This is a genomic window from Paenibacillus shunpengii (genome assembly GCF_042684905.1).
Taxonomy (GTDB): Bacteria; Bacillota; Bacilli; order Paenibacillales; family Paenibacillaceae; genus Paenibacillus; species Paenibacillus shunpengii.
This window is the reverse complement of the sequence record NZ_JBHUMJ010000002.1, coordinates 2,314,584-2,336,988: the sequence shown is the minus strand read 5'-3', so window position 1 is coordinate 2,336,988 and position 22,405 is coordinate 2,314,584. Positions and strand designations below refer to the sequence as shown.

The window sequence follows — 22,405 nt, the reverse complement described above, 5'->3', positions numbered from 1 at the left end:
TTTTTTCGCGGTTTAGTTTAGTCTTTTTTACTTACTAATGTAATTCTACCTGTTTAATCGGGTATTGACAATATCCTCCCAGCTCTGCTAAGATGAGCCACAACAACGAATGATTTGGATTTCTTAACGGTAATTTAAATCGATATGTGTGAATCGACTGGAACGACCAGAGATTCGGCTGCACCCCTTTTTTTCAGAAGGTGAGCCGAGTCTCTTTTTTATTTTTCACTAAGAATGGGGGAGCCAATATGTCCGAAGAACGAAGATCAATTCTCGAAGTGAACGCAGTGAATAAAACCTTTAGAGGAGACCAAGGCTCTAATCATGTGCTGGATGAGATCAATCTTACAGTGAAGGAAGGGGACTTCACGACCATTATTGGGCCGAGCGGCTGTGGGAAGAGCACACTGCTCAAAATTGTTGCAGGCCTTGATACCGATTACGAAGGGGATGTATTTCTCAAAGGGAAGCGGGTAGAGCGTCCATCTCAGGAAAAAGGCTTTATCTTTCAGGAGCACAGGCTGTTTCCGTGGCTCAGTGTAGAGCAGAACATTGCAGCGGATTTATCACTAAAAGATCCGGAAGTTCGAAGCCGAGTCGACGCGTTGATTGAACTGGTTAAATTGAAAGGTTTTGAAAAGGCATTTCCAAGAGAACTCTCGGGTGGGATGTCACAGCGGGTTGCCATTGCACGGGCACTGCTCAGAAATCCGGAGGTCATGCTGCTCGACGAGCCGTTTGGTGCACTGGATGCTTTTACAAGAGGCCATATGCAGGAGGCGCTGCTCGATATATGGCAGACCAATAAGACTGCGATGGTTCTCGTCACCCATGATATTGATGAAGCGGTATTCTTGTCCACCAGGGTGGTCGTGATGGACCGGCGTCCAGGTCGAATCAAGGCGATCGTGCCGATTGATCTACCCTATCCACGTAAACGAACCAGCCGTTCCTTTACTGAGCTGCGTACTTTGGTATTGGATGAGCTGGATCACCGGGAGGAGCAAGAAGCATACAGTATTTGAATTCAATATTATATTAACGTAATAGCGTTTAATATAATACATAAGAACCCCCACTAGTAAACAAGGTTAGAAAGAAATCGGGTAATTTAGATTTCTCTTGTTGAATGATGGGGGTTTTTATGTTGTATACAACACTCGTTAGGCTTACATGGAGGCGGGTGATCCCAATAACGTACCGCGCAAGAAGATTTCCACGATCTCCTTGCCTAAATTGGCAGAGTAAGTCTCATTTTTATTACCTATAACCATCATGGTAGAGAAAGTTTGAGCCAGTAGCATTGGATTATTCTTTCGAAGTATATTACGTTCCATGGCCTCTCGAAAATAGTCAGCTAATTCCTCGTAAATTTGATTTTCAGCTTCTCTAATCTTCTGGATCTGTTCCTCACTCAGAAACTTCTCTGCTTCTCTAAGAAGCGTCTCTATTTCCGCATGGGGATTGGCTAATCTTGCTTCTGCAACCTTTAGTAATCCTTCTTCCAGATGCTCTGCATCTCTTAATAATCCTGACGTATGTTGATGTACATTCTTGAACATAGTCGTAACCGCAACCTTAAAAAGTTCAGCTTTGCTGGTGAAATGATAGTAAATGGTCGGTTTGGTCACATTGCAAGCTTTAGAAATTTGCTGGAGCGACACGGGCTCATAACCATGACTCATAAACAGCTGTGCAGCCGTTTGAAGTATAACTTCTTGTATGGATAACTCATGTTCAGCTTGTTTGGGTCTTCCTGGTGAACGTTGAATATCGATATTCATCAACATAACCTCCGTGAATATTTTATGACAAATAGTCTATTTGAACAAATGAATCGTGCAGTGAACCTTGTAATTATACTTAACGGTAAATATAATTTACTAGAAATGTATCAGCAATTCAATGACAAGAAGAAAGCGAGCGGGTATTTTATCAGCAGCTACACTCGTATTAATTCTTTTGTACAGCCAAAAACGGAGAGACTTACAATTTTTTGCGCTGCTCACGTTAATATTTGTAAGTATTCAAGGAGCAATGGTTGCGCTCTTGGTGGTATTTAGCAGGCGCATGCTCTCTGATTTCCGCTGTGTAATGGAACATTATTGCCAGAACTATCAGGAGGAGTGGGAATTGCATGAGTATAAGAATAATAGAGAACTGAGAATCTTAGGGAATAGCGCACTTACTCTTATTCTGTTTCAAGTTCTTTCCGGGGCGGATTAATGCTTACCATGGATCGCCCTGAAGTGTATATGTTTGTTGTGCTTGCTCATATGACAAGTATGGCGGTGCTTTTTGGCCTGTTATCATACATGAGCTATATCGTTTGGAGACTAGCCAAGCCTGCAGTTTAACATTTCATTGATAAGGAGTTTTAACTTTGACAAAAAAAACAAAAAGCAGTAAATGGAAAAAAATATTATTATGGGGATGCTTAATCTTGGTGATTGGTGCCATTGGTTTATGGATGTATCTGAATTCGATCACCTATAATCCTACCCAGCAAGCAGAGCTAGCTTTTCAGAGCGATAGCCAGGTGAAAGTAACAGAAGTTAAAGGCGGCTTCAAATTCGAGACTGAAATGGGAAATATCAAGGAACCTAATATCATTTTTTATCCAGGAGGGCTAGTTGAACCCGAAAGCTACTCGCCTTTTGCGAGAGAACTAGCTAAACTAGGACATCGCACATACATTGCCGACATGCCCCTGAACCTGGCCATTTTCGGTCAAAACAAAGCCGACTCCTTCCTTAAGGAATACCCAGACGAATCGTTTGTTATTGGGGGGCACTCCTTAGGTGGTTCGTTTGCAGCCAGATATGCTGCTGAGCATACTGAGGAGCTTGAGGGTGTGTTTTTCTTGGCTTCTTATGCTGATGAGACGGGTTCATTAATAGATACAGATCTATCTGTGCTGCAAATTACAGGTACATCGGATGGAGTCCTAAATAGAGAAGTGTGGGAAAGCTCCAAAACCAATCTGCCTGCACATACTTCTTATGTCAGTGTAGAAGGAGGCAACCACGGACAATTCGGATCCTATGGGAAGCAAAAAGGGGATAATGATCCAGCTATTGATGAGGAGGAGCAACGACAAGAAGTAGTTAATGCTATAGAGGAGTGGATCACGGAGATCAACAGTCAACGATAAACGTTTTTTCAAAAAGAATTGGAGATTAAATGTTAGTGTGAACGGTTAGTTCCACACGACCGGATGTAACCGCAGCTATAAATTTAGCTGCGGTTACTTTTTTGGCGCGACATTGCCTATAGAGCATATTTCCAAATAAACCAGCAGATAAGAGCGGACGCCCAAGAAATAAAGCCAAATACGATGACAATCTTATTCTCGCTCCAGCCATATTTCAAGCTGAAATGATAATGAATAGGGGCCATCTTAAAAAGACGTAATTTTGTGCGTTTAAAGTACCAGACTTGCAGTATGACCGAAATTTGTTCAGTCAGATAAACGAAAAATAGAATCGGGATTAATATTTCAACTTTCTCTATAACAGCTAGGATAGAGAGCGAACCACCGATTGCTAAAGATCCGGTATCCCCCATGAAAGCTTTGGCAGGATGAATATTATAGAAAAATAACCCGAGCAAACAGCTAATCATTACGAGGGTGAATATTTGAACTTCCTGCTTGTCCGAAATCAAAAAAAAGAAAAAGTAACTAGGGATCGCAACATTGATTAACAGTCCGTCCAGACCATCAGTAAAATTAATCGCATTCGCTGATCCAACCACAAATAGTGACATGATCACTATGTATACGTAAACGGGCAGGTGTATTTTAAAACCATATAATAATGAAATATCGCTCGACAAATTAAATGAATGAATTAGAGTAATTAGCAGAATAAAGGTAAATGCGAATTGAAACATAAGCTTGGTTCGTCCGGAGATGCCTGATGGATCTTGCCATACTGCCTTTTTGAAATCATCCATAAACCCAATAAAGCTGAATAAGAGAAAGGTAACGCACATAAAGATCATCAATGGTGCAGGAGAAGATTGTAAAGATATGACCACTCCGACAAGTAAAATGAGACCAGCCATCAATGGAGTACCTTGCTTAGCTTGATGATCAGGGGGTAACTCGGATCGAATGGGCTGTGTTAGCTTCAGATTGCGTAATCCCCATATGAGTATGGGAGCACAGAGTGCCACAAGCACAAACGAAAGAGCAGATATACCTAATATGCCAAACATTTCGGATAGGCCCCTTTCATATCATAATATAAATCTCCCTTTAACGATTAAATGATCATTTTAGATCCACTATACATAAGGGTGAAGAATCAATAAAGCGAAATTTAGCTTCAACATTTTTCCTGTTTTAATTGCTCCTTGTGATCAATAACAGGATAGAATACATCATTTAACATTGGAATAAATTGAATTTGAAACTTCTAAATATTTACAGCGTATGAGACGTTTGAAAGTGAACTCTTTGGTGTGATCGAATGGAGAATGATGATGAGAGAAAGAATGGATAACAATGGATTGTCCGGCAAGCTGGGTCCCTCCTCCATGAATGCTTTGGTGTACGATACCTACGGAACACCAGAAGTTCTCCGTTTAGAAGAAGTAGCAGTCCCCGTACCCAAGGGTAATGAAGTCTTGATCGAAGTCTATGCGACCTCGGTAAATTCCTGGGATTGGGATCTTCTTCGCGGAAAACCATTCGCAAACCGTATCGGTGCATTTCGGCAGCCTCGTTACCGAATTCTTGGCGCAGACGTAGCAGGAAAGGTAATCGCAGTGGGAGCGGATGTCACCAGATTTAAACGAGGAGATGAGGTGTTTGGTGATCTTTCTAGTTGTGGCTGGGGAGGATTTGCGGAGTATGTTTGTGCTAACGAAAATGCCTTAACACCAAAGCCTGCTGCAATCAGCTTTGCGCAGGCAGCCGCTATCCCACAGGCAGCCGTTCTAGCTTTGCAAGGTCTGCGTGATAAAGGAGATATAAAGCAAGGACAACGTGTGCTCATTAATGGCGCCGGTGGTGGAGTAGGAACATTTGCCATTCAATATGCCAAATTGCATGGGGCAGAAGTGACGGCAGTTGACTTGGCTGAGAAGCTGGAGATGCTGCAAGCTTTAGGCGCGGATCATGTGTTGGATTACTCCAGTGAGGACTTTACTACAAGAGGATACAAATACGATTTGATACTTGATGTCGTCGGAAATCGCTCCACATTTGCCTTAAAGCGCACCCTAAAAAAGGGTGGAAGATATGTTATGATCGGGGGCACGATGTTACGCATCTTCCAAAATCTATTGCTCAGCCCCTTCGTTTCTAGGCTAGAAAAAAAGAAAATGATGCTGCTCATCCACAAACCAAACAACGGAGACCAGCAGGTGTGGAAGGAACTTGTCGAATTAGGGCAGGTCTTGCCGGTTATTGATCAGGAGTACCCACTGAGTGAAGCAGCTCAGGCGTTTCGAGATATTGGAGAAGGCCGGTTAAAAGGAAAAGCCGTCATCTCCATCAAGAATTAGATGTTGTAACTCTAAGGAAACAGCCGGATTAATCGGCTGTTTTTTCAATGCAACTGCTTGATTGCAAGTATATCTTATATAAGCTATACTTTACTGATATTTTGTTATTGATTAGTTACTAATTAAAAAAGAGGTGTAGGAAGTATGGCAAGAGATGAGAAGAAAAGCGTGAACCGTAAAGCCGAAATCATATCGGCAGCAATTGAGGTCTTTGCGGAAACTGGATATTACCGTGCAACGACAGCACAGGTTGCAGAGCGGGCAAATATTTCCCAGCCTTATGTGTTTCGTTTTTTTGCAACAAAGGAAGCGTTGTTACTCAGCGCACTGGAGCTTTCGTGGGAAAGGATCCAACAATCGTTTAAGCAGGTCGTGGAAACCGCAGCTGGCCCAGAGCAATTAGAAAGTGATCTGATTGAGGCGTATAAGGAGATTCTATCTGCACATACGAATGAAACCTACTTGCAAATGCAAGCCCAGACAATGCGAGAAGAGCCTATTCGGGAAGCCATGCGAAATGGGTTTCGGGAAGTGCATCGAATTGTACTGGATGCTTTTCGCCAGAAAGGGCTATCGAATCCAGGGGAACGAACCTTTTTGTTTCTGGCGAGAGGAATGCTCTGCAATATTTCGTGGGCTCTCGATATGCCAGAGCTTATCGATAGAGGGGTGTGATATGGCGAAAGCCATAATTTGAAATTTAGTTATTGACCAATCACTAACTGGGTGATATAGTTTGGTTATTGAATAAGTAATTGATCAATCACAAACTAATTTGGGAGATGACGAAGTATGAAAAAAGCGATAGTAATCGGTGCAACCGGCGGTACGGGTGCTGTTATTGTGTCTGAGCTGGTGAAGCGTGGGGTGCCGACAATTGCATTCGGGAGATCTAACACAAAGCTGAAGGAGATTGCTATCAGACATGGCAATCCTGCTCATTTGTCGCTGGCAGTTGGAGACGCATGTCGGCCGGATGAGATTGTGGCTGCGGTGCAAGATGCAGATGTCCTGTTCCATTGCGCGAATGTCCCTTACAACGAGATGGCAAGTAAGCTGACTCCTCTGGGTGAATCTATTATGGAGGCAGCTGATCGACTTAGTATGAAGGTCGTTGTCGTAGATGGGATCTACCCTTATGGAAGAAGACAGATGGATTTCGTAACTGAAGAGCACCCTAAACAACCTCATACGAAGAAGGGAAAGGTTCGTCTTGCCTTTGAGCAAATGGTCTTTAGCAGCAGATGGAAAAAGGCGCGTCCGATGATTGTGCGCCTTCCTGATTATTATGGACCAACTGCCAATCAGGCTTCCTATTTAGGTGGAACACTCGAAGCGATTGCAAATGTAAAAATGTCCTTTTTCATAGGTAATATGAGAACTCCCCGCGAATATGTGTATCTGCCTGATGCAGCCCATATGATTGTTGAGCTTGCGAGAAATGAGCATGCCTATGGGGAGAACTGGAATATACCAGGCTCGGATATCATAACTGGCCATGAGATTGTCCGTATCGCACAACAGGCAAGCGGCACTAAAAATCCCGTCATTGCGCTAGGCAGAATTGGTTTGTCACTGTTAGGCTTATTCGTCCCGGTTATGAAGGAGGTTGTTGAAATGCTGTACTTAACAGAAGAGCCACTGCGCTTAAGCGGTGAGAAGTATAAGCGTCGTATCGGAAGCTTCTCATCAACCAAACCGGAGATTGGAATTACCGCAACTATTCGCGAATTGCAGAATAAGAAATAAACTATGAATATTTGTGATTGATTAATCACTAATATGTTTGCTAGCTTGCTTATTCTTTGTTTGATCGTATTTTCTGTATTGTGGATGTATTATGTGAGAAAATTTTAGGGTTAGATCTAGGCAGTTAAGCATAATCTGAATGACAGAGTAAAAGTAAATTTGTGTTAACTGGAAATTAGATTAAGCATTACTTTGCTAAAATTAGATATTTGTGCACTAGGAGGCAAGTCATTTAAATGATTTGCTTCTTTGTTGTTAATTCGGGGTCCATTTCATTCCTACAAATAAAAAATCTTCTTGTAAAATTTCTTCTTTTCAATTAGCTTAGTCATGCTAGGACTATTGAATTAGAGAGGCTGATCGATATTTGATAAGGCGACTAAAGTTGGAGCGATTGATCGAAAAGTTGGGTGAACGTCTGCATAGTGTTTCTTTTAAACAAAGAGTTCGTGTGTCCTTCCTAGTTATGATAGCGCTTGCAATAGGGGTATCTGGCATGATCACGTATGGGATTGCTTCTAAGGAGCTTCAGAGAAATGCCTTTGAATCGAGACAGGAGACGGTCAACAAAACGATCCAAATTCTTGACGATAAGCTGACTGGGATTTCTAATTCTGTCCGTTCCCTTATGTTCAGTTACGCTTTTAAAGAAATGATGCTGGATGTACAGAGCAATGACATTTCGAATTATTATGTTCATTTGTCCGAGCTTCAGTATGTTTTTTCACAGGTTTCCTTTAATGAACCTCTGATTGAAAGCATTCTTATTGCTACGCCAATCGGGGATTTCTATCCCGTGTCACAGCGTCGATCTCAGGTACAGTCCTTTTATGAGTCGAGTATGTATTACGATGTCAAAGAGAACTACGGCGGAATTTGGATTAAGGGTCATATCGACAAGTTTTTTACTGGAGATAGTCGTACTCTTTCTTTTATTACGAAGGGAACGCTGGAGAATGTAACAAACAGCAATGTATTCATTGTCGTGAATGTGAACGAAAGCCAATTGATTGGAACCGTGAACCAACATTCTGCGAATGATGACAGCGATTATTTTATCATCGATGCCAAAGGTGAGGAAGTGATTCGGACAGCGTGGTCATCCCGACATAATCTTATGGAGGACATCCCTTTCTTGCACAATGTTTCTGAACGAAATGAAGGTGCTTTTTTTCATCAATTTGATCATACCGATTATCTTGTGAACTATGCAAGATCCTCTATAGTAGAAGACTGGAGCCTATTCGGTATCCAGCAGAAGGATACGCTGCTTAAGCAAATGAATAGCGTAAAACGTACCACCTTCTTTATTATGTTGTTTTTTCTGCTAGTCACCTGGATTATATCCACAAAATTAACCACAATTTTGCTTAATCCGTTATATAAACTCCAACGACTCATGAGGGAGGTCGAAGACAACCGTCTTAATGTCCGGTTTAAGAGCCGTTCTCATGATGAAGTAGCACAGGTAGGTTACCAATTCAACCGCATGCTGGATGAAATTAATCGGCTTATCAGTGATGTAAGACGGATCGAATCGGCAAAACGTCAGGCGGAGATGAGAGCTTTGACTGCACAGATGGAACCGCACTTTTTATACAACACTCTAAATACGATATATTGCAAGTCAGTATTAGGCGAAAACGATGAGGTCAATGAAATGATCTTGTCCTTGTCCCAGATGTTCCAGTTAGGATTAAGCGGGGGCAAAGATTGGAACACACTGGAGGATGAACTGCAGCATGTGAAACAATATTGCCTGATTCAACAGAAATGTTATGAAGGATTGTTTGAGTATGAACTTACTGTAACAGACGAATCATTACTTAGCTGTCTCTTGCCGAAAATCCTCTTACAACCCATTGTTGAAAACAGCATTCAACATGGCTTTAAGGAGATTCGTTCCGGGGGGCGAATTGACTTACATGTTAGTAGACAAAACCATCTGATCTATCTAATCATAGAAGATAACGGGATAGGGATGAATGCAGATGAAGTGAGCAAGCGGATGCTGGAAGAGCCCGTTTCTAAAAAGGGTTATGCCTTGAATAACCTCGTTAACAGGCTCCAGCTCTTTTATGGTGAAGATGCCAAGATCAAACTGACCAGCATTATTGGTGCAGGATCAAGGACGGAAATATGGATTCCGATGAAGGAAGGAAGGGTTGAATCATGATGAAACAGCATTCATTAATTCGGTTATGCATCATTGATGATATTCGAAGTGTGGTAGAAATGATCGCACGAAAGCCTCCTTGGGAGGAATTCCATATTGAGGTAATAGGTACGGCGCTGGACGGTGAAGAAGGCATTCAATTGGTTAAGGAAATGAAGCCAGATATCGTACTGACGGACATCCGGATGCCGAAAAAAGATGGTCTTGCCATGACACAAGAGATTCTAGAATATTCCCCTTCTACTAAGATTGTCATTCTCAGTGCGTACACCGATTTTTCTTATACGAGACAGGCTATTCGTCTAGGCGCATTTGATTTCATAAAGAAACCTTTTTCAATAGATGAAATTGTTCAGGTCGTTTTGAAAGCAAAGTCAGCTTATTTAGAAGATCGGCAGAAGCAAAGCCAGGTGATGGAATTGAAGCAGAATATGTTTACAAGTTTACCGGTATTGCAGCAAGAATACTTGTCATTGCTGGTTCATCATCATACAAATTCATCTGCAGCTTATCTAAGATGGCAATCTCTTGGTATTACGTTAAAGCCTCGATTCTTCAATCTGTTTATCGTGGAAATGGATCGATTCATGGGCAAATATAAAGATCAACCTGCAAGGGAAGTAGAGTTGATTCGATTCAGTCTTCGAAACATATTAGAGGAGACGATTAAAGGTTTTACCCAGGGAATTGTTTTTAGTGAAGCCTTGAACCGATTTGTATGCTTGTTCAATTGCGAAGATATGAAGGTCGCAGAACAAATAGCGGGAGCCTGTCAGAAGAACATGTACCAATTCACACATTCCACCATTTCCATTGGAATTGGCATGTGCGTGACTTCTATTGATGAATTGCCAAATTCATATGAGACAGCTCTGAATGCTTTAGAATACCATTTCTACGCTAATGGAGTGAACAGTTACCGTTCGGATGACGAGAAGACCTTCTGGAGTTACACGGAATCGACCGAGCAAGAATTACTATTTGCGCTGCGTTCCGGGCATCAGGAGAAGTGCCGACTCATTCTGGAGCAAATTTTTAATGATATCTTGCAGCTAGATCCACTCCCTAAGCCGCAGCATGTCGAAAATATATGCTATGAGCTCTCATCCAAAATATGCAGGGTCATGTCAGAGCAATTCTCACAGGATCGGGTAAAGAGGCTTGAAGAAAAATGGAATGCGGTTAAGCGTTCAGGCTTGGTATCGTTCCAAATCTTACGGGAAACGGTTAAAGAAATATGTCTTGAAGCCTGTTCCTGGATTGAAGAGGAACGTTCAGATGAATCCACTAAATTAATCTATCAGGCTAAGGAATTTATATGTTCTAATTTACATAAAAACTTGACGCTCGATATTTGTTCCAAACAGTTTAATATAAGTCCCGGCTATTTTTCAAATCTTTTTAAAAAGGTGCTGAATATCACTTTTCAGCAATTCGTGATGCATCAGCGTATGGAAAAAGCGAAAGAGATGTTAATAAATGATTATCAGGTACAGGAGATCGCTCAGGAGCTGGGGTATGAGCATCGACGCTATTTTAGCGAGGTATTTAAGAAGCATACCAATATGACTCCATCAGAATTCAAGTTGTATAGCACAGGGAGAGTTACTCAACCTATAGAACAGTAGATATAGCAAGCCTTGTTTCCGTTTATGGATACAAGGCTTGCTTTGCGAGAAGGGCCAGTTTGAATATAAAACCTGCCCTTAATGTGTGGTTACCCGCATTATGTGAGTAAGAAGATGCCTTTATACTGAGAGAGCAACAACGATATTTCGCTCATAAAAGGGAGGTTCTATGGATGAAGAAGAAAAATAAATCTTTCGTATTTGCGATGTGTTGTATGCTGCTTGCCGGAAGTCTTGCCGCTTGCAGCAGCCCGAGCTCTGAGGAGCAGGGATCGGATTCTGAGACCAATAGTAAGACAAAGATCACTTATTGGACGGGAGATCGTCATGATTCTGAATTCGTTAAAGAGGTCATCGATACGTTCAACCAAACGAATGAAGATAACATCGAGGTTGAACTCGTTATCAAGGGTGACGATTTTGATCAAGCGCTGGATATGTCCTTTCAGACCTCAGATCCGCCTGATGTGATTCGCGTGAAAGAGAACACCATTCAGACCTTCTATAAAAAGGGATTTATTGCCCCCATCGACGAGTTTCTAACAGATGATATAAAGGAGAAATTCCCATTGATGGAGGATCTGAACAGCTTCGATGGACAGCGCTACAGCCTGCCGAATTACGGTACAACGATGCGATTGATCTATAACAAAGAGCTTTTCGCCAAAGCGGGTATTGAACAACCACCTACCACGTTGGATGAGTTAGTGGAGACGGCAAAGAAAATAACGGAAGTGGGGAAAGAAAGTGGTGCTTATGGCTTCGCCCAAAATTTCAAGAATCCATCTAGTGCGTTCGGTCGTTCTGCGCGCGTGATTGCCGAGGTGAGCGGTTATGGAGGCTTTGGATATGATTTCAAAACGGCTCGCTATGACTTCACCGGATTCAAGCTAATCATAGAAGCATTTAAAAAAATGAAGGACGATGGGAGTATGCTTCCAGGGGTTGAATCTCTAGATATCGATCCACTGCGTGCTCAATTCGCGGAAGGAAAGATTGGAATGTACTTATCCTTTTCCGCTGAGGCAGGAGTGTACCAATCCCAATTTCCTGCAAAGATTGACTGGGCAGCAGCACCGGTTCCTTCCATTGACGGTCAATTTAATGGCGCGTCAGGTTTCTTAGGAGGACAATGGCTGGCCATTAGCTCGGAGTCGGAACATAAAGAAGCGGCATGGAAATTTCTAACGTACATGTATGACGAATCTATCCTTCAACAGTACCAGGAAAAAGGGTTTGGGATATCAATGGTTCCTTCGGTTAGTGCGGTTGCTGCGAAGCCTGAAGTGAATGGAATTGACGGATTCCTGCCTAACAAATATGACGGTGTCTGGCCGGTATACCCGACGGTTGCCGTGCAGGGAACGAAGTCTGATGACGCTTTTTTCAAATATATGCTAAGTGGCGGAGATCTGGATGCCATTATTAATGATTTGAATACACGCTATAACGCCGCCTTAGATAGCGCTATAGCCAGTGGGGAAGTAAAGGCGGAGCCGATGGCAGATTTTAATCCTCTCGACCTAGCCGGACAATATGCTGAATAACTTTTTTCTTATGGGGATGGTTCACGCTCCATCCCTTTCTAAATCTTATTGTAATGCAAGGAGTTGAGAGGATATGAATAAAGCAAAGGGTGTTGCTTTTTCATACAGCTTTCTGTTGCCGAGCTTTATTCTAACCGTGGTCCTGGGCATCTACCCTATTATGTGGGCTATGAGATATATGTTTTATGATTATAAGGGGTATGGAACCGAGAAATTTGTGGGACTGGCTAATTTCGAACGTGTCATAATGGACCAGCAATTCTGGGAATCTGTAACCAACACGTTTATCTATGCCGGAGGCAAACTTCTGATATCCATTCCGCTTGCTCTGATCCTGGCAGTTATTCTGAACTGGAACATTAAAGGAAGAAACCTGCTTCGAGCCATCTTTTTTATGCCGACCATTATAAGTACATCCGTAATGGCTGTCGTATTTTTTACCATATTTAATTCCTATAATGGGATCCTCAATCAGTTTCTGATGAAGTTTGGTCTCGTTAAGAGTGCCATCGATTGGCTCGGTGTCGATTTTGCGATGTTAACCATTATTATCGTATCCGTCTGGGGGGCCGTTGGGAATTACATGCTTTTATTTTTGGCAGGGCTTCAGAACATACCTAATGATGTTTACGAAAGCTCTGCACTGGATGGGGCAAACAAATTTCAGCAATTCCGATACATTACCATTCCCATGCTAGGACCCGTCATGCAGATGATCATTATGCTGGCTATCATTAATGCGTTAAAAGGCTTTGAAAGTATCATGGTACTGACCGATGGGGGTCCAATTGGAAAAACGAATGTCATGTTCTTATATGTGTACAAATTATTTTTCCCGCCAGCAGGTTCAACAGCATCCACTCAAATTCAGGAGTTTGGCTATGGCAGCGCAGTCGCTTTTGTTACAGCGGTGATCGTTGGCATGATAACGATACTTTACTTCTATGGTTCAAAAAGAATGAACCAGTATGAATAGGGGGGACGTTCATGAAAATTGTATGGAACACTATATTGTGGACGTTTTTAATTTTGGTCGCATTTCTGACACTGTTCCCCGTTGTAATCACCTTCCTTGGTTCTTTTAAAACGAATGCTGAACTTACCGCCGGAGCCACTTTTCTTCCGTCTGACTGGCAGTTTGAGAACTATCTTGAAGCATGGGTTCATGCCAATTTTTCTACATACACGCTGAACAGCCTATTCGTTGCCAGTGTCACAACGATCGGCACCTTATTGGTAGCTTCGATGGCGGCCTATGTAGTGAACCGAATGGAGTTTATCGGTAAAAAATTATATGTCGGCCTTCAAGCGTTTACGATGTTTGTAGCCATAGGGGCAGTCGTATTGCGTCCTCAATTTGACCTCATGGTAAAGCTTCATTTACACGAATCGCTGTGGGGTGTAATTCTGATCTTAATTAGTGCTCATGCTTCTGCATTTTTTATCTTACTCAGTTTTATGAACGGGATTCCGAAAGAACTGGATGAAGCAGCTCGGATTGATGGGTGCTCACTTGGACGAACGTTTTGGAGAATCGTTATTCCTTTGCTTACTCCGGGACTTGGCGTTTGCGCGTTGTTTGCTTTTCGAGGTGCGTGGAATGAATATCTGCTTCCTTTTGTGTTTACGCTCAGTAAACCCGAGCTGCAGACACTCACCGTCGGTCTTGCTAATTTGAAATACGGTATAGCGGCCGCTTCTCAGACCCACTTCATGATGGCAGGTGCCTGTCTGTCTATTCTTCCCATTCTTATTGCTTATATCTTTGCCAACCGATCCTTTATGCAGATGACAGCCGGCTCCTTAAAGGGCTAGTTAAAATTCATTGAACAGGAGGCTCTTCACATGAATTCTTTTTCGATTGGGAAACTCATCTCAAGTCCCGTAATTAAACGGCATTCGGATAATCCAATATTGGATGCATCCCGTGTTCCCTATTCAACCGCTCTCGTATTTAATGCTGGCGTCACCAAATTTAATGGAAGATATGTCATGGTATTCCGCAACGACTACGGTTGTGTAGAGAGCCAGATCCTTGAGCCACATCACACAACCGACCTTGGCGTTGCCTTCAGTGATGACGGAATTCACTGGGATGTACGACCTAAGCCGTGTTTTAAGCTGCATGATGAAGAGAACATTCGTGTGTATGATCCTAGGCTTACTGTGATTAACGGTCGGTGTTATATGTGTTTTGCCGTTGATACACAGCATGGCATTCGCGGTGGTGTTGCAGTTACAGATGATTTTGAGAATTTTGAAATTTTAAGCTTGTCGACTCCGGATTTGCGAAATATGGTGCTGTTTCCCGAGAAGATCAATGGGAACTACGTGAGGCTTGAGCGGCCGTTTACGGTGTACAGCCGAGGGGGAATCGATCGATTTGATATGTGGATTTCGGAGTCGCCTGATTTGAAATACTGGGGGAATTCGGCTTTGCTGCTTGCAGTGGAAGATGTCCCATTTGCAAATGATAAGATTGGACCGGCAGCTCCGCCAATCAAGACAAAGAAGGGATGGCTTACGACATTCCACGCCGTAGATCTTGATCCAGCAAGAGGAAAAAACGGGTGGGAACCTACTTGGAAAAAACGTTATACAGCCGGTTTGATGCTGCTGGATCTGGAGCATCCTCAAAAGGTCATCGGCATGTATAAGGAACCTTTACTTGCACCTGAGGTTAGTTATGAGACTGATGGAGGTTTCCGTAACAACGTGATCTTTCCGGGCGGAATGATATTAGAAGATGACGGTGAGGTAAAAATTTATTACGGTTCAGCAGACGCGGTGGAATGTCTGGCGACGGCACATATTGATGATTTGATTAGGTTATGTCTAGAGGTATAGGGGAGGTGGAGAAGACAATGACCGTATGGAGCCTCCTTAAGAGTCCTCCTGCTCGTTACCAAACGATACCCTTCTGGTCCTGGAATGACGATCTAAATGAGAACGAACTTATGCGACAAATCGAAGAAATGTATAAAGCCGGTATCGGAGGTTTTTTTATACATGCCCGCGGGGGCCTTATGGTACCTTACATGGGTGAGGAGTGGATGGAGGCGATACAGCTATGCATCAAGAAAAGTCAGGAGCTCGGGATGGAGGTGTGGCTGTATGACGAAAATGGCTGGCCCAGCGGTTATGCCGACGGAAAGGTACCTGCAATGGGGCCCAATTATCAGCAAAAGCGGCTGACCTGCGAATGGGCACCATTTAAGCAAGAGGATATGGTGACCATCGCCAAGTATGTTCAGGTTAGTGATGAACTGCAATTACTTGCTCCGGATGACGCAACCCAGCCTGACTTTCGAATAGGCTACGAGGTTAACCCTTATTACATCGACACACTAAGCAAAATGACAGTGAATGCATTTATTACAATCATCTATGGAGCATATTGGGAGAAGTTTGGCAAAGAGCATGGCTCCATACTCAAAGGCATTTTTACAGATGAACCCCAGTTTGGACGTGGTCATATTCCATGGTCGTTAGAATTAACAGAAGTTTTTGAAAGTCATTATGGATATTCTCTTCTTCAAGCACTTCCGGCACTTTTTAGGGAAACCAAGGGTTGCCGAAAGATAAGGTATGATTATTGGGAATGTGTTACCAGGATGTTTACGGAAGCGTATGCCAAACAGATCGGAGCGTGGTGCAGGGACAAAGGGTGGGTTTCTACCGGGCATGTTGTAGACGAGCAAACCCTTATGAGTCAAGCCACTTCGGTAGGTGATCCACTCCTCTTTTACGAGTATCTGCAAATACCCGGCTGTGACTGGCTCGGACGGTTCGTTAGTGAAGAGCCGATTGTTCCGAAACAGGTGAGCTCCGTTGTCAGGCAGCTTGGCAAAAAAACAGCCATCACCGAAAGCTTCGGTTGCAGCGGATGGAATGTCAGCTTTCAGGAATTAAGGAGAATCGGAGAGTGGCAGTTTGTTCATGGAATAAATCTGATGTGTCAGCACTTGCAGGCGTATTCACTTCGAGGCATGCGAAAACGGGATTATCCGCCATCCTTATTCTATCAACAGCCTTGGTGGAAGGATTATCATCAATTTAATGATTACTTTTCCCGGTTGTCCATGCTGCTATCAGAGGGGACGCGGCAAGCAGAAGTACTTCTGCTGCATCCCATCAGAACAGCCTGGGTGGAGCAAGAAGGCCTAGATTCAACAAGGATTGAGCCTTATCACCATTCTTTCGCACAGTTATCCCGCTGGTTGTGCCAATCATTTATCGAGCATGACTATGGGAGTGAAGGCATCATTGAACATCATGGCAAGGTAGTAGATGGACAATTTGTCATTGGAGAGGCTGGATATCGAGTAGTTATTATCCCTCCTAGTATTACATTAGACAGAATCACGGTAAATTTACTTCAGGAATTTTCACTTCAAGGTGGAAGATTAATCGCATTTGAACCTTATCCATATCTAATGAATGGAGAGCCATGCGAACATATCGATTCTTTAATAGCTGCGGCATTAAAGCCTGCCCGAGAACGCAGCTCTTTGGCTAAGACGGTTTCTTGTACAGTTTCACCATCCATTTCTGTCCATAATAATCAGGGGAAGCCAATGGTGTCGGATATGATTAACGTGCAAACACTCCAACTGGATGATTGTTACCTCTATTACATCGTGAATTCTGGAGAAGAACTTTACCCAAATGTGAAGGTAACAATTCATAAGAAGGGCAGGTTATCCCTTATAGATCTGGAGAGCGGGGAGATACAGGCTGTGGATCAAACCGTCGTGGAGGAGGGCACCCAGCTAAATTTGACTCTCTATCCTGCTTACTCATATATGATCCGGCTTGAACAAGCGGATATTCCATGTGATCTCGTTACGGCTACGGAATTACAGTCTCGTCATGAGGATAGTCATATTCAGATCTTGGATGAGCGATGGAGAATTGATTATATGGATCTTAACAGTTTAACGCTGGATACATGTCGTTATCGAGTAGAGAATGGAGAATGGTCACCCTCTTTACCCATTATTTTTATCCAAGAAGAGCTGCTAAGGATAGGCTATCCGGTAAAAATCGATCTGGAATTTGACGTTAATCTTGCTTTTGAGCCTACAGATGACAAGGAAATGTATCTAGTTATAGAGAATCTCGAAAGCACGAAAATCGTGATTAACGATAAAGAGGTACCTTCTGTTAGCTGTGGATGGTGGAGAGACATTGCTTTTGAGAAGGTAGATATTCGAGGTTGCCTTCATTATGGCAGGAACACCATCATTCTGAACCTTGAATTCTGGAACACACCCGAAACTTATGAAGCTATAGAGCGGTCTGCACAATTCGAAGCTGAAGCCAATAAGCTTAAGCTCGATACAGAGCTTGAAAGTATCTATATAATTGGAGATTTTGCTGTCGTGTCAGAAACGGAATATGTGGATGATGAACATGGAGTTATATATACGGATGGTCCTTTTACACTTACGGATTCACCTGAGTATATTTCGCTGAAAGACGATTTCATTAGGCAAGGATTCCCCTTCTTCGCGGGGAGTATAAGGGTAGTACAGACTGCTAATGTGAATTTAGATCATGCTGCTTTATGGCGATGGCAGTTTGGCTCAAGGCCAGATGCGATTGTCACCCGATTGGTGATAAACAATATAGAAATTCGGAGCTTTATATGGGAGCCCTATGAAGCAGATATTTCAGAATATCTCCTAACAGGAGTTAATGGAATTGAACTCGAGTTAACAGGGAGCTGCAGGAACTTACTCGGTCCGCATCATCATGTAAAGGGAGAGCCTCTTAAGGTAGGACCAGACAGCTTTAAGGATAAGCCGGGCTGGACGGATAAGGACCTTCAACCAGATACCTCTATTTATCAGGATCGATATGCTTTTGTCCGGTTTGGATTGTCAAATATTCCGGGTTTGGTTTCTATATCTACCCGTGAACCAAAGGAGGCAAAATGCAATGACATGGGCAAAAAAATGGTTTAATGCAACGGTTGGATTAACGCTTGCTGCGGTTATGCTGTTACCGCTAACCTTAAACCCTCAAGCTAATGCATTAGCGAGCGCAGAGTTCCTTGAACACTCGGCTCCAGCCTCAGTCATAACCTATGAACCCTCAGAACGTTACGAGGACTCCGCAAACTATACACTTAAAGCAAATGGGGTCTCGGTTCCAGTGATAAAAGGGTTCAGCGACTATGATTATGCACATTTTTCGATGTCCGAAGGCCCAGTAACTTACGAATTAACGATTCTGAATACGGATAAGGTACATGAATATTCGATCAGTCCCAAAAAACTTGGGATACAAGCAGACAAAATAGAGGGAAGGACACTCACCTTTACGACCCAATCGGATGAATATTTAATTGTCATGATGAACAACCGCAAGACCCGAATGGTCATCGCTGCAGATCCGCTGGAGAGTGATGCTCCAGCTTCAACAGGAGCGGGAATATTCAACATTACTTCTGCTCCTTATCATGTTACACCTTCAGGAACCTCCACTACGGAAGTCTCGGCAAGAACTGCAGCGATTCAGCATGCGATTGATGAGGCGAGCGAGTACGGAACCTCTGAAGGAGACGGTAAACAAGGTATTGTCTATATACCAGCAGGTACTTATTCTATTGGCAATTTGGTATTACGAAGCAATACGGCCATCTATTTAGAACCGGGAGCCACTTTGCTGGGGACAGGAAGGACGGACCATTATGCAGAACACTGGTTTAAGGATTCGATGGGAAGGCCGGCAACGTGGTGGATCTCCACCGAATTTCAATCAGAGAACATTCGAATATATGGGAGGGGCACCATCGACGGAAATGGGCAAGTCCTCCACAATGACAAAGAAACAAATGGTAAGGGCATGATCAACAATTTAGTCGTTCCGATTGATACTTCCCGATTTGTGATGGACGGCATTATTATAAGGGAATCTTCGGGATGGGCAGTCGTGACAGTTCGATCAAACGATCTTACTTTTCGAAATTTAAAGCTGTTTAACAGTTTGGGCATGGGGGAGAATGACGGTATTGATATTTGTGAATCTCAAGATGTTGTCGTACAAAATGTGATAGGCATTTCTCTGGATGATCCGTTCTCAACGAAAGCCTGGCAAGAGGATACTGACATTGCTTCAGGTAAAGTACCTTGGCCGGGAAACCCTGAACCTGTTCAGAACGTCCTGTTTGAGGATACGATCGCTTGGACATTATGCTACGGATATAAAGTGGGTCAAGGTGTCATGCAGAATCAATCTGATATTGTATTCCGTAACGGCGTTGTGTACAAAGCCGCCGTAGGATTCGCTATTCATCACAAATACGGGACCGGCACAGTGAGTGATGTACGATTTGAATCCATGGACGTTGAAGATATCAGTGGAAAGAATGAAGACAATAGTGCCTGGATGACTTTATTCATTGTGAATGGCAGCAATCACGGGGTGGGACCTATTCATGATGTTAAAGTGAAGGATATTACGGTACGTGACGCGGGTGAAAGTTTTGCCAAAATTAAAGGTATGGAAGGTGCATTGATTACTGATCTCACGTTTGAGAATATTTTTATGCCTGGTGAAAGCGAACCGGCGACTACGCTGCACGAGATGAATTTTTTGAACAAAGAACATTATGGAGATGTCACCATTAGACCCGTTCAGAATAACGAACCGCTCCCGAAAACTAACCTGGCACTGCACCGTCCAGCGGTAGGCTCATCCCAAGACGGATTAGAGGATACCGTTCCGTACGTAAATGACGGGAATTTAGCAACACGTTTTGGCACAAAGCGGGGTGTAGATCCGGGTTGGGTTTATATTGATCTTGGAGAAATTAAGAAGATAAACGAAGTCAGGCTCTACTGGGAAGCAGCTTATGGAAAGAGCTATCAAATACAGGTCACTGATGATCCAAGCCAAGAAACCCATTGGAGAGATGTGTTCAGTACTACAGCAGGTAAGGGTGGACTTGAGGTCATTACTTTTGATGAAGTAGAAGCCCGCTATATACGAATGCACGGAACCGTCCGGGCCACAATATATGGCTACTCTATATGGGAATTCGAAGTTTATGGTCCTCCACAATAAGGGTGCGATTTAGCGGTTATGCCCGGTGATCAACCGGGCTTTTTTTACGAAGAACACGATGTATAAATATTTTCTTGACTGATCAGTCCGTAATTATTATAATAACGATCAAGGAGGTGAAATATGGAAGGAAATACATGATAACGGATTAGTTTCGGTAAATTCAGCTGAGCTTAGCAATAGATAGTGAGTAGGTAAGGCTGATGAGGGTGTACATCTTCATTTTTATTTCTCGATTTTAGACTAATTGTTCTGGAAAAGGGATTTCATTTATTCATTATTTTTTTTGATCATTCTAGACTAAAAGGTCCGAAAAGAAGGGGAGATTACTATGAATAACGGAATTTTAACTGAGACAGAGGCAGCTGAAATCTTAGAAACATTTCATAACAGCATCATAACCCAGGATTTTGAAAGCTGGTTAGAGCTGTTCAGCGAAGATGCGATCTTTGAATTTCCTTATGCCCCAGAAGGTTACACTAAGCGTTTGGTTGGTATTCAAGAAATTCGAAATTATATTTATGAGCTGCCTAAGCTGATGAATGTGCATGCCTTTTCAAACGCGGAGCTGACCATTACGAATGAGAAAATTGTTGCCGAGTATACGTGCGATGGAGTGATTATAGAGACACAAAAACCATATCAACAAACGTACATTTCCGTAATCCATACTAAGGGTGGAAAGATTACACGCTTTAAGGATTACTGGAATCCGGTAGTGGTTCTGAATGCGGTGCAAAATTAATTACGGCTACTAGCCAATAAGGAGATGACTCTGATGATGAATCATAACAAAATACTTATAACCGGAGGAAGAGGTAAGACGGGAACGAGAATAGCGAATCGACTAGATCAATCCGGATACCCCTACAGTACGACACTTCGAAATAAACAGGATATTATTAATCCTATGAAACAAGTCCATTTTGACTGGTATGACCGTTTAACGTTTCTTCCAGCTGTAGAAAATGTAGAACGCGTATATTTGGTTGCTCCGGTAGGCGATCCAGAACCAATTGAAGTGATGCAACCCTTTATCGAAATGGCATTGGAACAAGGCGTTCGTCGCTTTGTATTGCTTAGCAGTGCCTCCATTTCAGAGGAAGGACCTGTATTTGGACCGGTTCATCAATTACTGAAGGAACGGGCCCCTGAGTGGACTGTACTGAGACCTTCTTACTTTATGGAGAATTTTACCGAAGGTCAGCATGCTAAGACGATTCGTCAGCAGGATTCAATTATTAGTGCCGCAGGTCACGGAAAAGTAGGCTTCGTATCAGCAGAAGATATTGCAGAAGTCGCTGTGAGAGCACTTGTTGATGTTGAAGCTCATAATACGGAGCACATCATAACTGGGCCTGATTCACTTTCATATGAAGATATCAGTCAAATTATAACAAAAGTAATAGGAAGAAATGTGACTCACCAATCCATATCAAGTGAAGAACTTACCCGTAGCTGGTTAGCAGCAGGACTCAATAAGACCTATGCAGAGATCATGACGGAGCTGGACCGTAGAATCCGTGAGGAAGGGACGGAAGATTTAAGGACTGACACGGTGGTTAGGTTGACTGGAAAGGAGCCGATTTCCTTCCATAGGTTCGCGGAAAAACATGCTTCCCTATGGAACTCTGCTATCAGCGATAAACAGCACCAATGAACATAGACTGAACACTTAAGAATAGGGGTCTATAAGTCCTATTGGGATAAGAGATGAA

General features: G+C 42.9%; 17 protein-coding genes. 15 read left to right on the top strand and 2 right to left on the bottom strand.

Going from position 1 to position 22,405, the window contains the following annotated elements; all coding sequences use genetic code 11:
* Positions 1-248: 248 nt before the first annotated feature.
* Entirely contained in the window at positions 249-1,025 is a 777-nt protein-coding gene (locus ACFSVM_RS10920; RefSeq protein ID WP_379262084.1) for an ABC transporter ATP-binding protein, read from the top strand.
* Positions 1,026-1,169: 144 nt separating this feature from the next.
* Here ACFSVM_RS10920 and ACFSVM_RS10915 read toward each other — a convergent pair whose 3' ends face one another.
* Complete coding sequence (locus ACFSVM_RS10915; protein ID WP_076313904.1) at positions 1,170-1,784, bottom strand: TetR/AcrR family transcriptional regulator; 615 nt, start codon at positions 1,782-1,784, stop codon at positions 1,170-1,172.
* Between the two features lie 599 nt (positions 1,785-2,383).
* Between ACFSVM_RS10915 and ACFSVM_RS10910 the strand changes: the two genes are divergently transcribed.
* The gene (locus tag ACFSVM_RS10910) at positions 2,384-3,154 is read left to right on the top strand and encodes an alpha/beta fold hydrolase (protein WP_379262081.1); all 771 of its coding nucleotides are present in this window, start codon (positions 2,384-2,386) and stop codon (positions 3,152-3,154) included.
* Between the two features lie 116 nt (positions 3,155-3,270).
* Here the strand turns inward: ACFSVM_RS10910 and mraY are convergent, their stop codons facing one another.
* Entirely contained in the window at positions 3,271-4,221 is a 951-nt protein-coding gene (gene mraY, locus ACFSVM_RS10905; protein ID WP_379262079.1) for a phospho-N-acetylmuramoyl-pentapeptide-transferase, read from the bottom strand.
* A 279-nt stretch (positions 4,222-4,500) separates the two neighbouring features.
* Here mraY and ACFSVM_RS10900 point away from each other — a divergent pair, with 279 nt between their 5' ends.
* The 13 genes from ACFSVM_RS10900 to ACFSVM_RS10840 all read left to right on the top strand — a co-directional run bounded on the left by ACFSVM_RS10900 (position 4,501) and on the right by ACFSVM_RS10840 (position 22,347).
* Positions 4,501-5,514 carry an NAD(P)-dependent alcohol dehydrogenase gene (locus ACFSVM_RS10900; RefSeq protein ID WP_379262077.1) on the top strand — a complete coding sequence of 338 codons (1,014 nt, stop codon included), beginning with the start codon at positions 4,501-4,503 and terminating at the stop codon, positions 5,512-5,514.
* 144 nt (positions 5,515-5,658) lie between these two features.
* Positions 5,659-6,189 carry a TetR/AcrR family transcriptional regulator gene (locus tag ACFSVM_RS10895; RefSeq protein WP_379262075.1) on the top strand — a complete coding sequence of 177 codons (531 nt, stop codon included), beginning with the start codon at positions 5,659-5,661 and terminating at the stop codon, positions 6,187-6,189.
* Between the two features lie 117 nt (positions 6,190-6,306).
* The gene (locus ACFSVM_RS10890; protein ID WP_379262073.1) at positions 6,307-7,263 is read left to right on the top strand and encodes an NAD-dependent epimerase/dehydratase family protein; all 957 of its coding nucleotides are present in this window, start codon (positions 6,307-6,309) and stop codon (positions 7,261-7,263) included.
* A 496-nt stretch (positions 7,264-7,759) separates the two neighbouring features.
* Positions 7,760-9,439, top strand: a complete 1,680-nt coding sequence (locus ACFSVM_RS10885; protein ID WP_379262071.1) for a sensor histidine kinase — start codon at positions 7,760-7,762, stop codon at positions 9,437-9,439.
* The gene (locus ACFSVM_RS10880; RefSeq protein ID WP_379262069.1) at positions 9,436-11,067 is read left to right on the top strand and encodes a response regulator transcription factor; all 1,632 of its coding nucleotides are present in this window, start codon (positions 9,436-9,438) and stop codon (positions 11,065-11,067) included. Before ACFSVM_RS10885 ends, ACFSVM_RS10880 begins: the two co-directional genes overlap by 4 nt.
* 173 nt (positions 11,068-11,240) lie before the next feature.
* Complete coding sequence (locus ACFSVM_RS10875) at positions 11,241-12,614, top strand: ABC transporter substrate-binding protein (RefSeq protein ID WP_379262067.1); 1,374 nt, start codon at positions 11,241-11,243, stop codon at positions 12,612-12,614.
* A gap of 73 nt (positions 12,615-12,687) precedes the next feature.
* Positions 12,688-13,590 carry a carbohydrate ABC transporter permease gene (locus ACFSVM_RS10870; RefSeq protein WP_379262065.1) on the top strand — a complete coding sequence of 301 codons (903 nt, stop codon included), beginning with the start codon at positions 12,688-12,690 and terminating at the stop codon, positions 13,588-13,590.
* Positions 13,591-13,601: 11 nt separating this feature from the next.
* Positions 13,602-14,429 (top strand): carbohydrate ABC transporter permease, encoded by an 828-nt coding sequence (locus ACFSVM_RS10865; RefSeq protein WP_379262063.1) that lies wholly within the window; start codon positions 13,602-13,604, stop codon positions 14,427-14,429.
* Positions 14,430-14,459: 30 nt separating this feature from the next.
* Positions 14,460-15,461, top strand: a complete 1,002-nt coding sequence (locus ACFSVM_RS10860) for a glycoside hydrolase family 130 protein (RefSeq protein ID WP_076313914.1) — start codon at positions 14,460-14,462, stop codon at positions 15,459-15,461.
* A gap of 17 nt (positions 15,462-15,478) precedes the next feature.
* Positions 15,479-18,583, top strand: coding sequence for a glycosyl hydrolase (locus tag ACFSVM_RS10855; protein WP_379262060.1), 3,105 nt, complete (start codon positions 15,479-15,481; stop codon positions 18,581-18,583).
* Positions 18,558-20,687, top strand: coding sequence for a galactose-binding domain-containing protein (locus ACFSVM_RS10850; protein ID WP_379262058.1), 2,130 nt, complete (start codon positions 18,558-18,560; stop codon positions 20,685-20,687). The genes ACFSVM_RS10855 and ACFSVM_RS10850 overlap by 26 nt, the downstream gene beginning before the upstream one ends.
* Before the next feature lie 331 nt (positions 20,688-21,018).
* Positions 21,019-21,432, top strand: coding sequence for a nuclear transport factor 2 family protein (locus ACFSVM_RS10845; protein WP_379262056.1), 414 nt, complete (start codon positions 21,019-21,021; stop codon positions 21,430-21,432).
* Between the two features lie 33 nt (positions 21,433-21,465).
* Positions 21,466-22,347 (top strand): ergot alkaloid biosynthesis protein, encoded by an 882-nt coding sequence (locus ACFSVM_RS10840; protein ID WP_379262054.1) that lies wholly within the window; start codon positions 21,466-21,468, stop codon positions 22,345-22,347.
* The last annotated feature ends 58 nt before the right edge of the window (positions 22,348-22,405 follow it).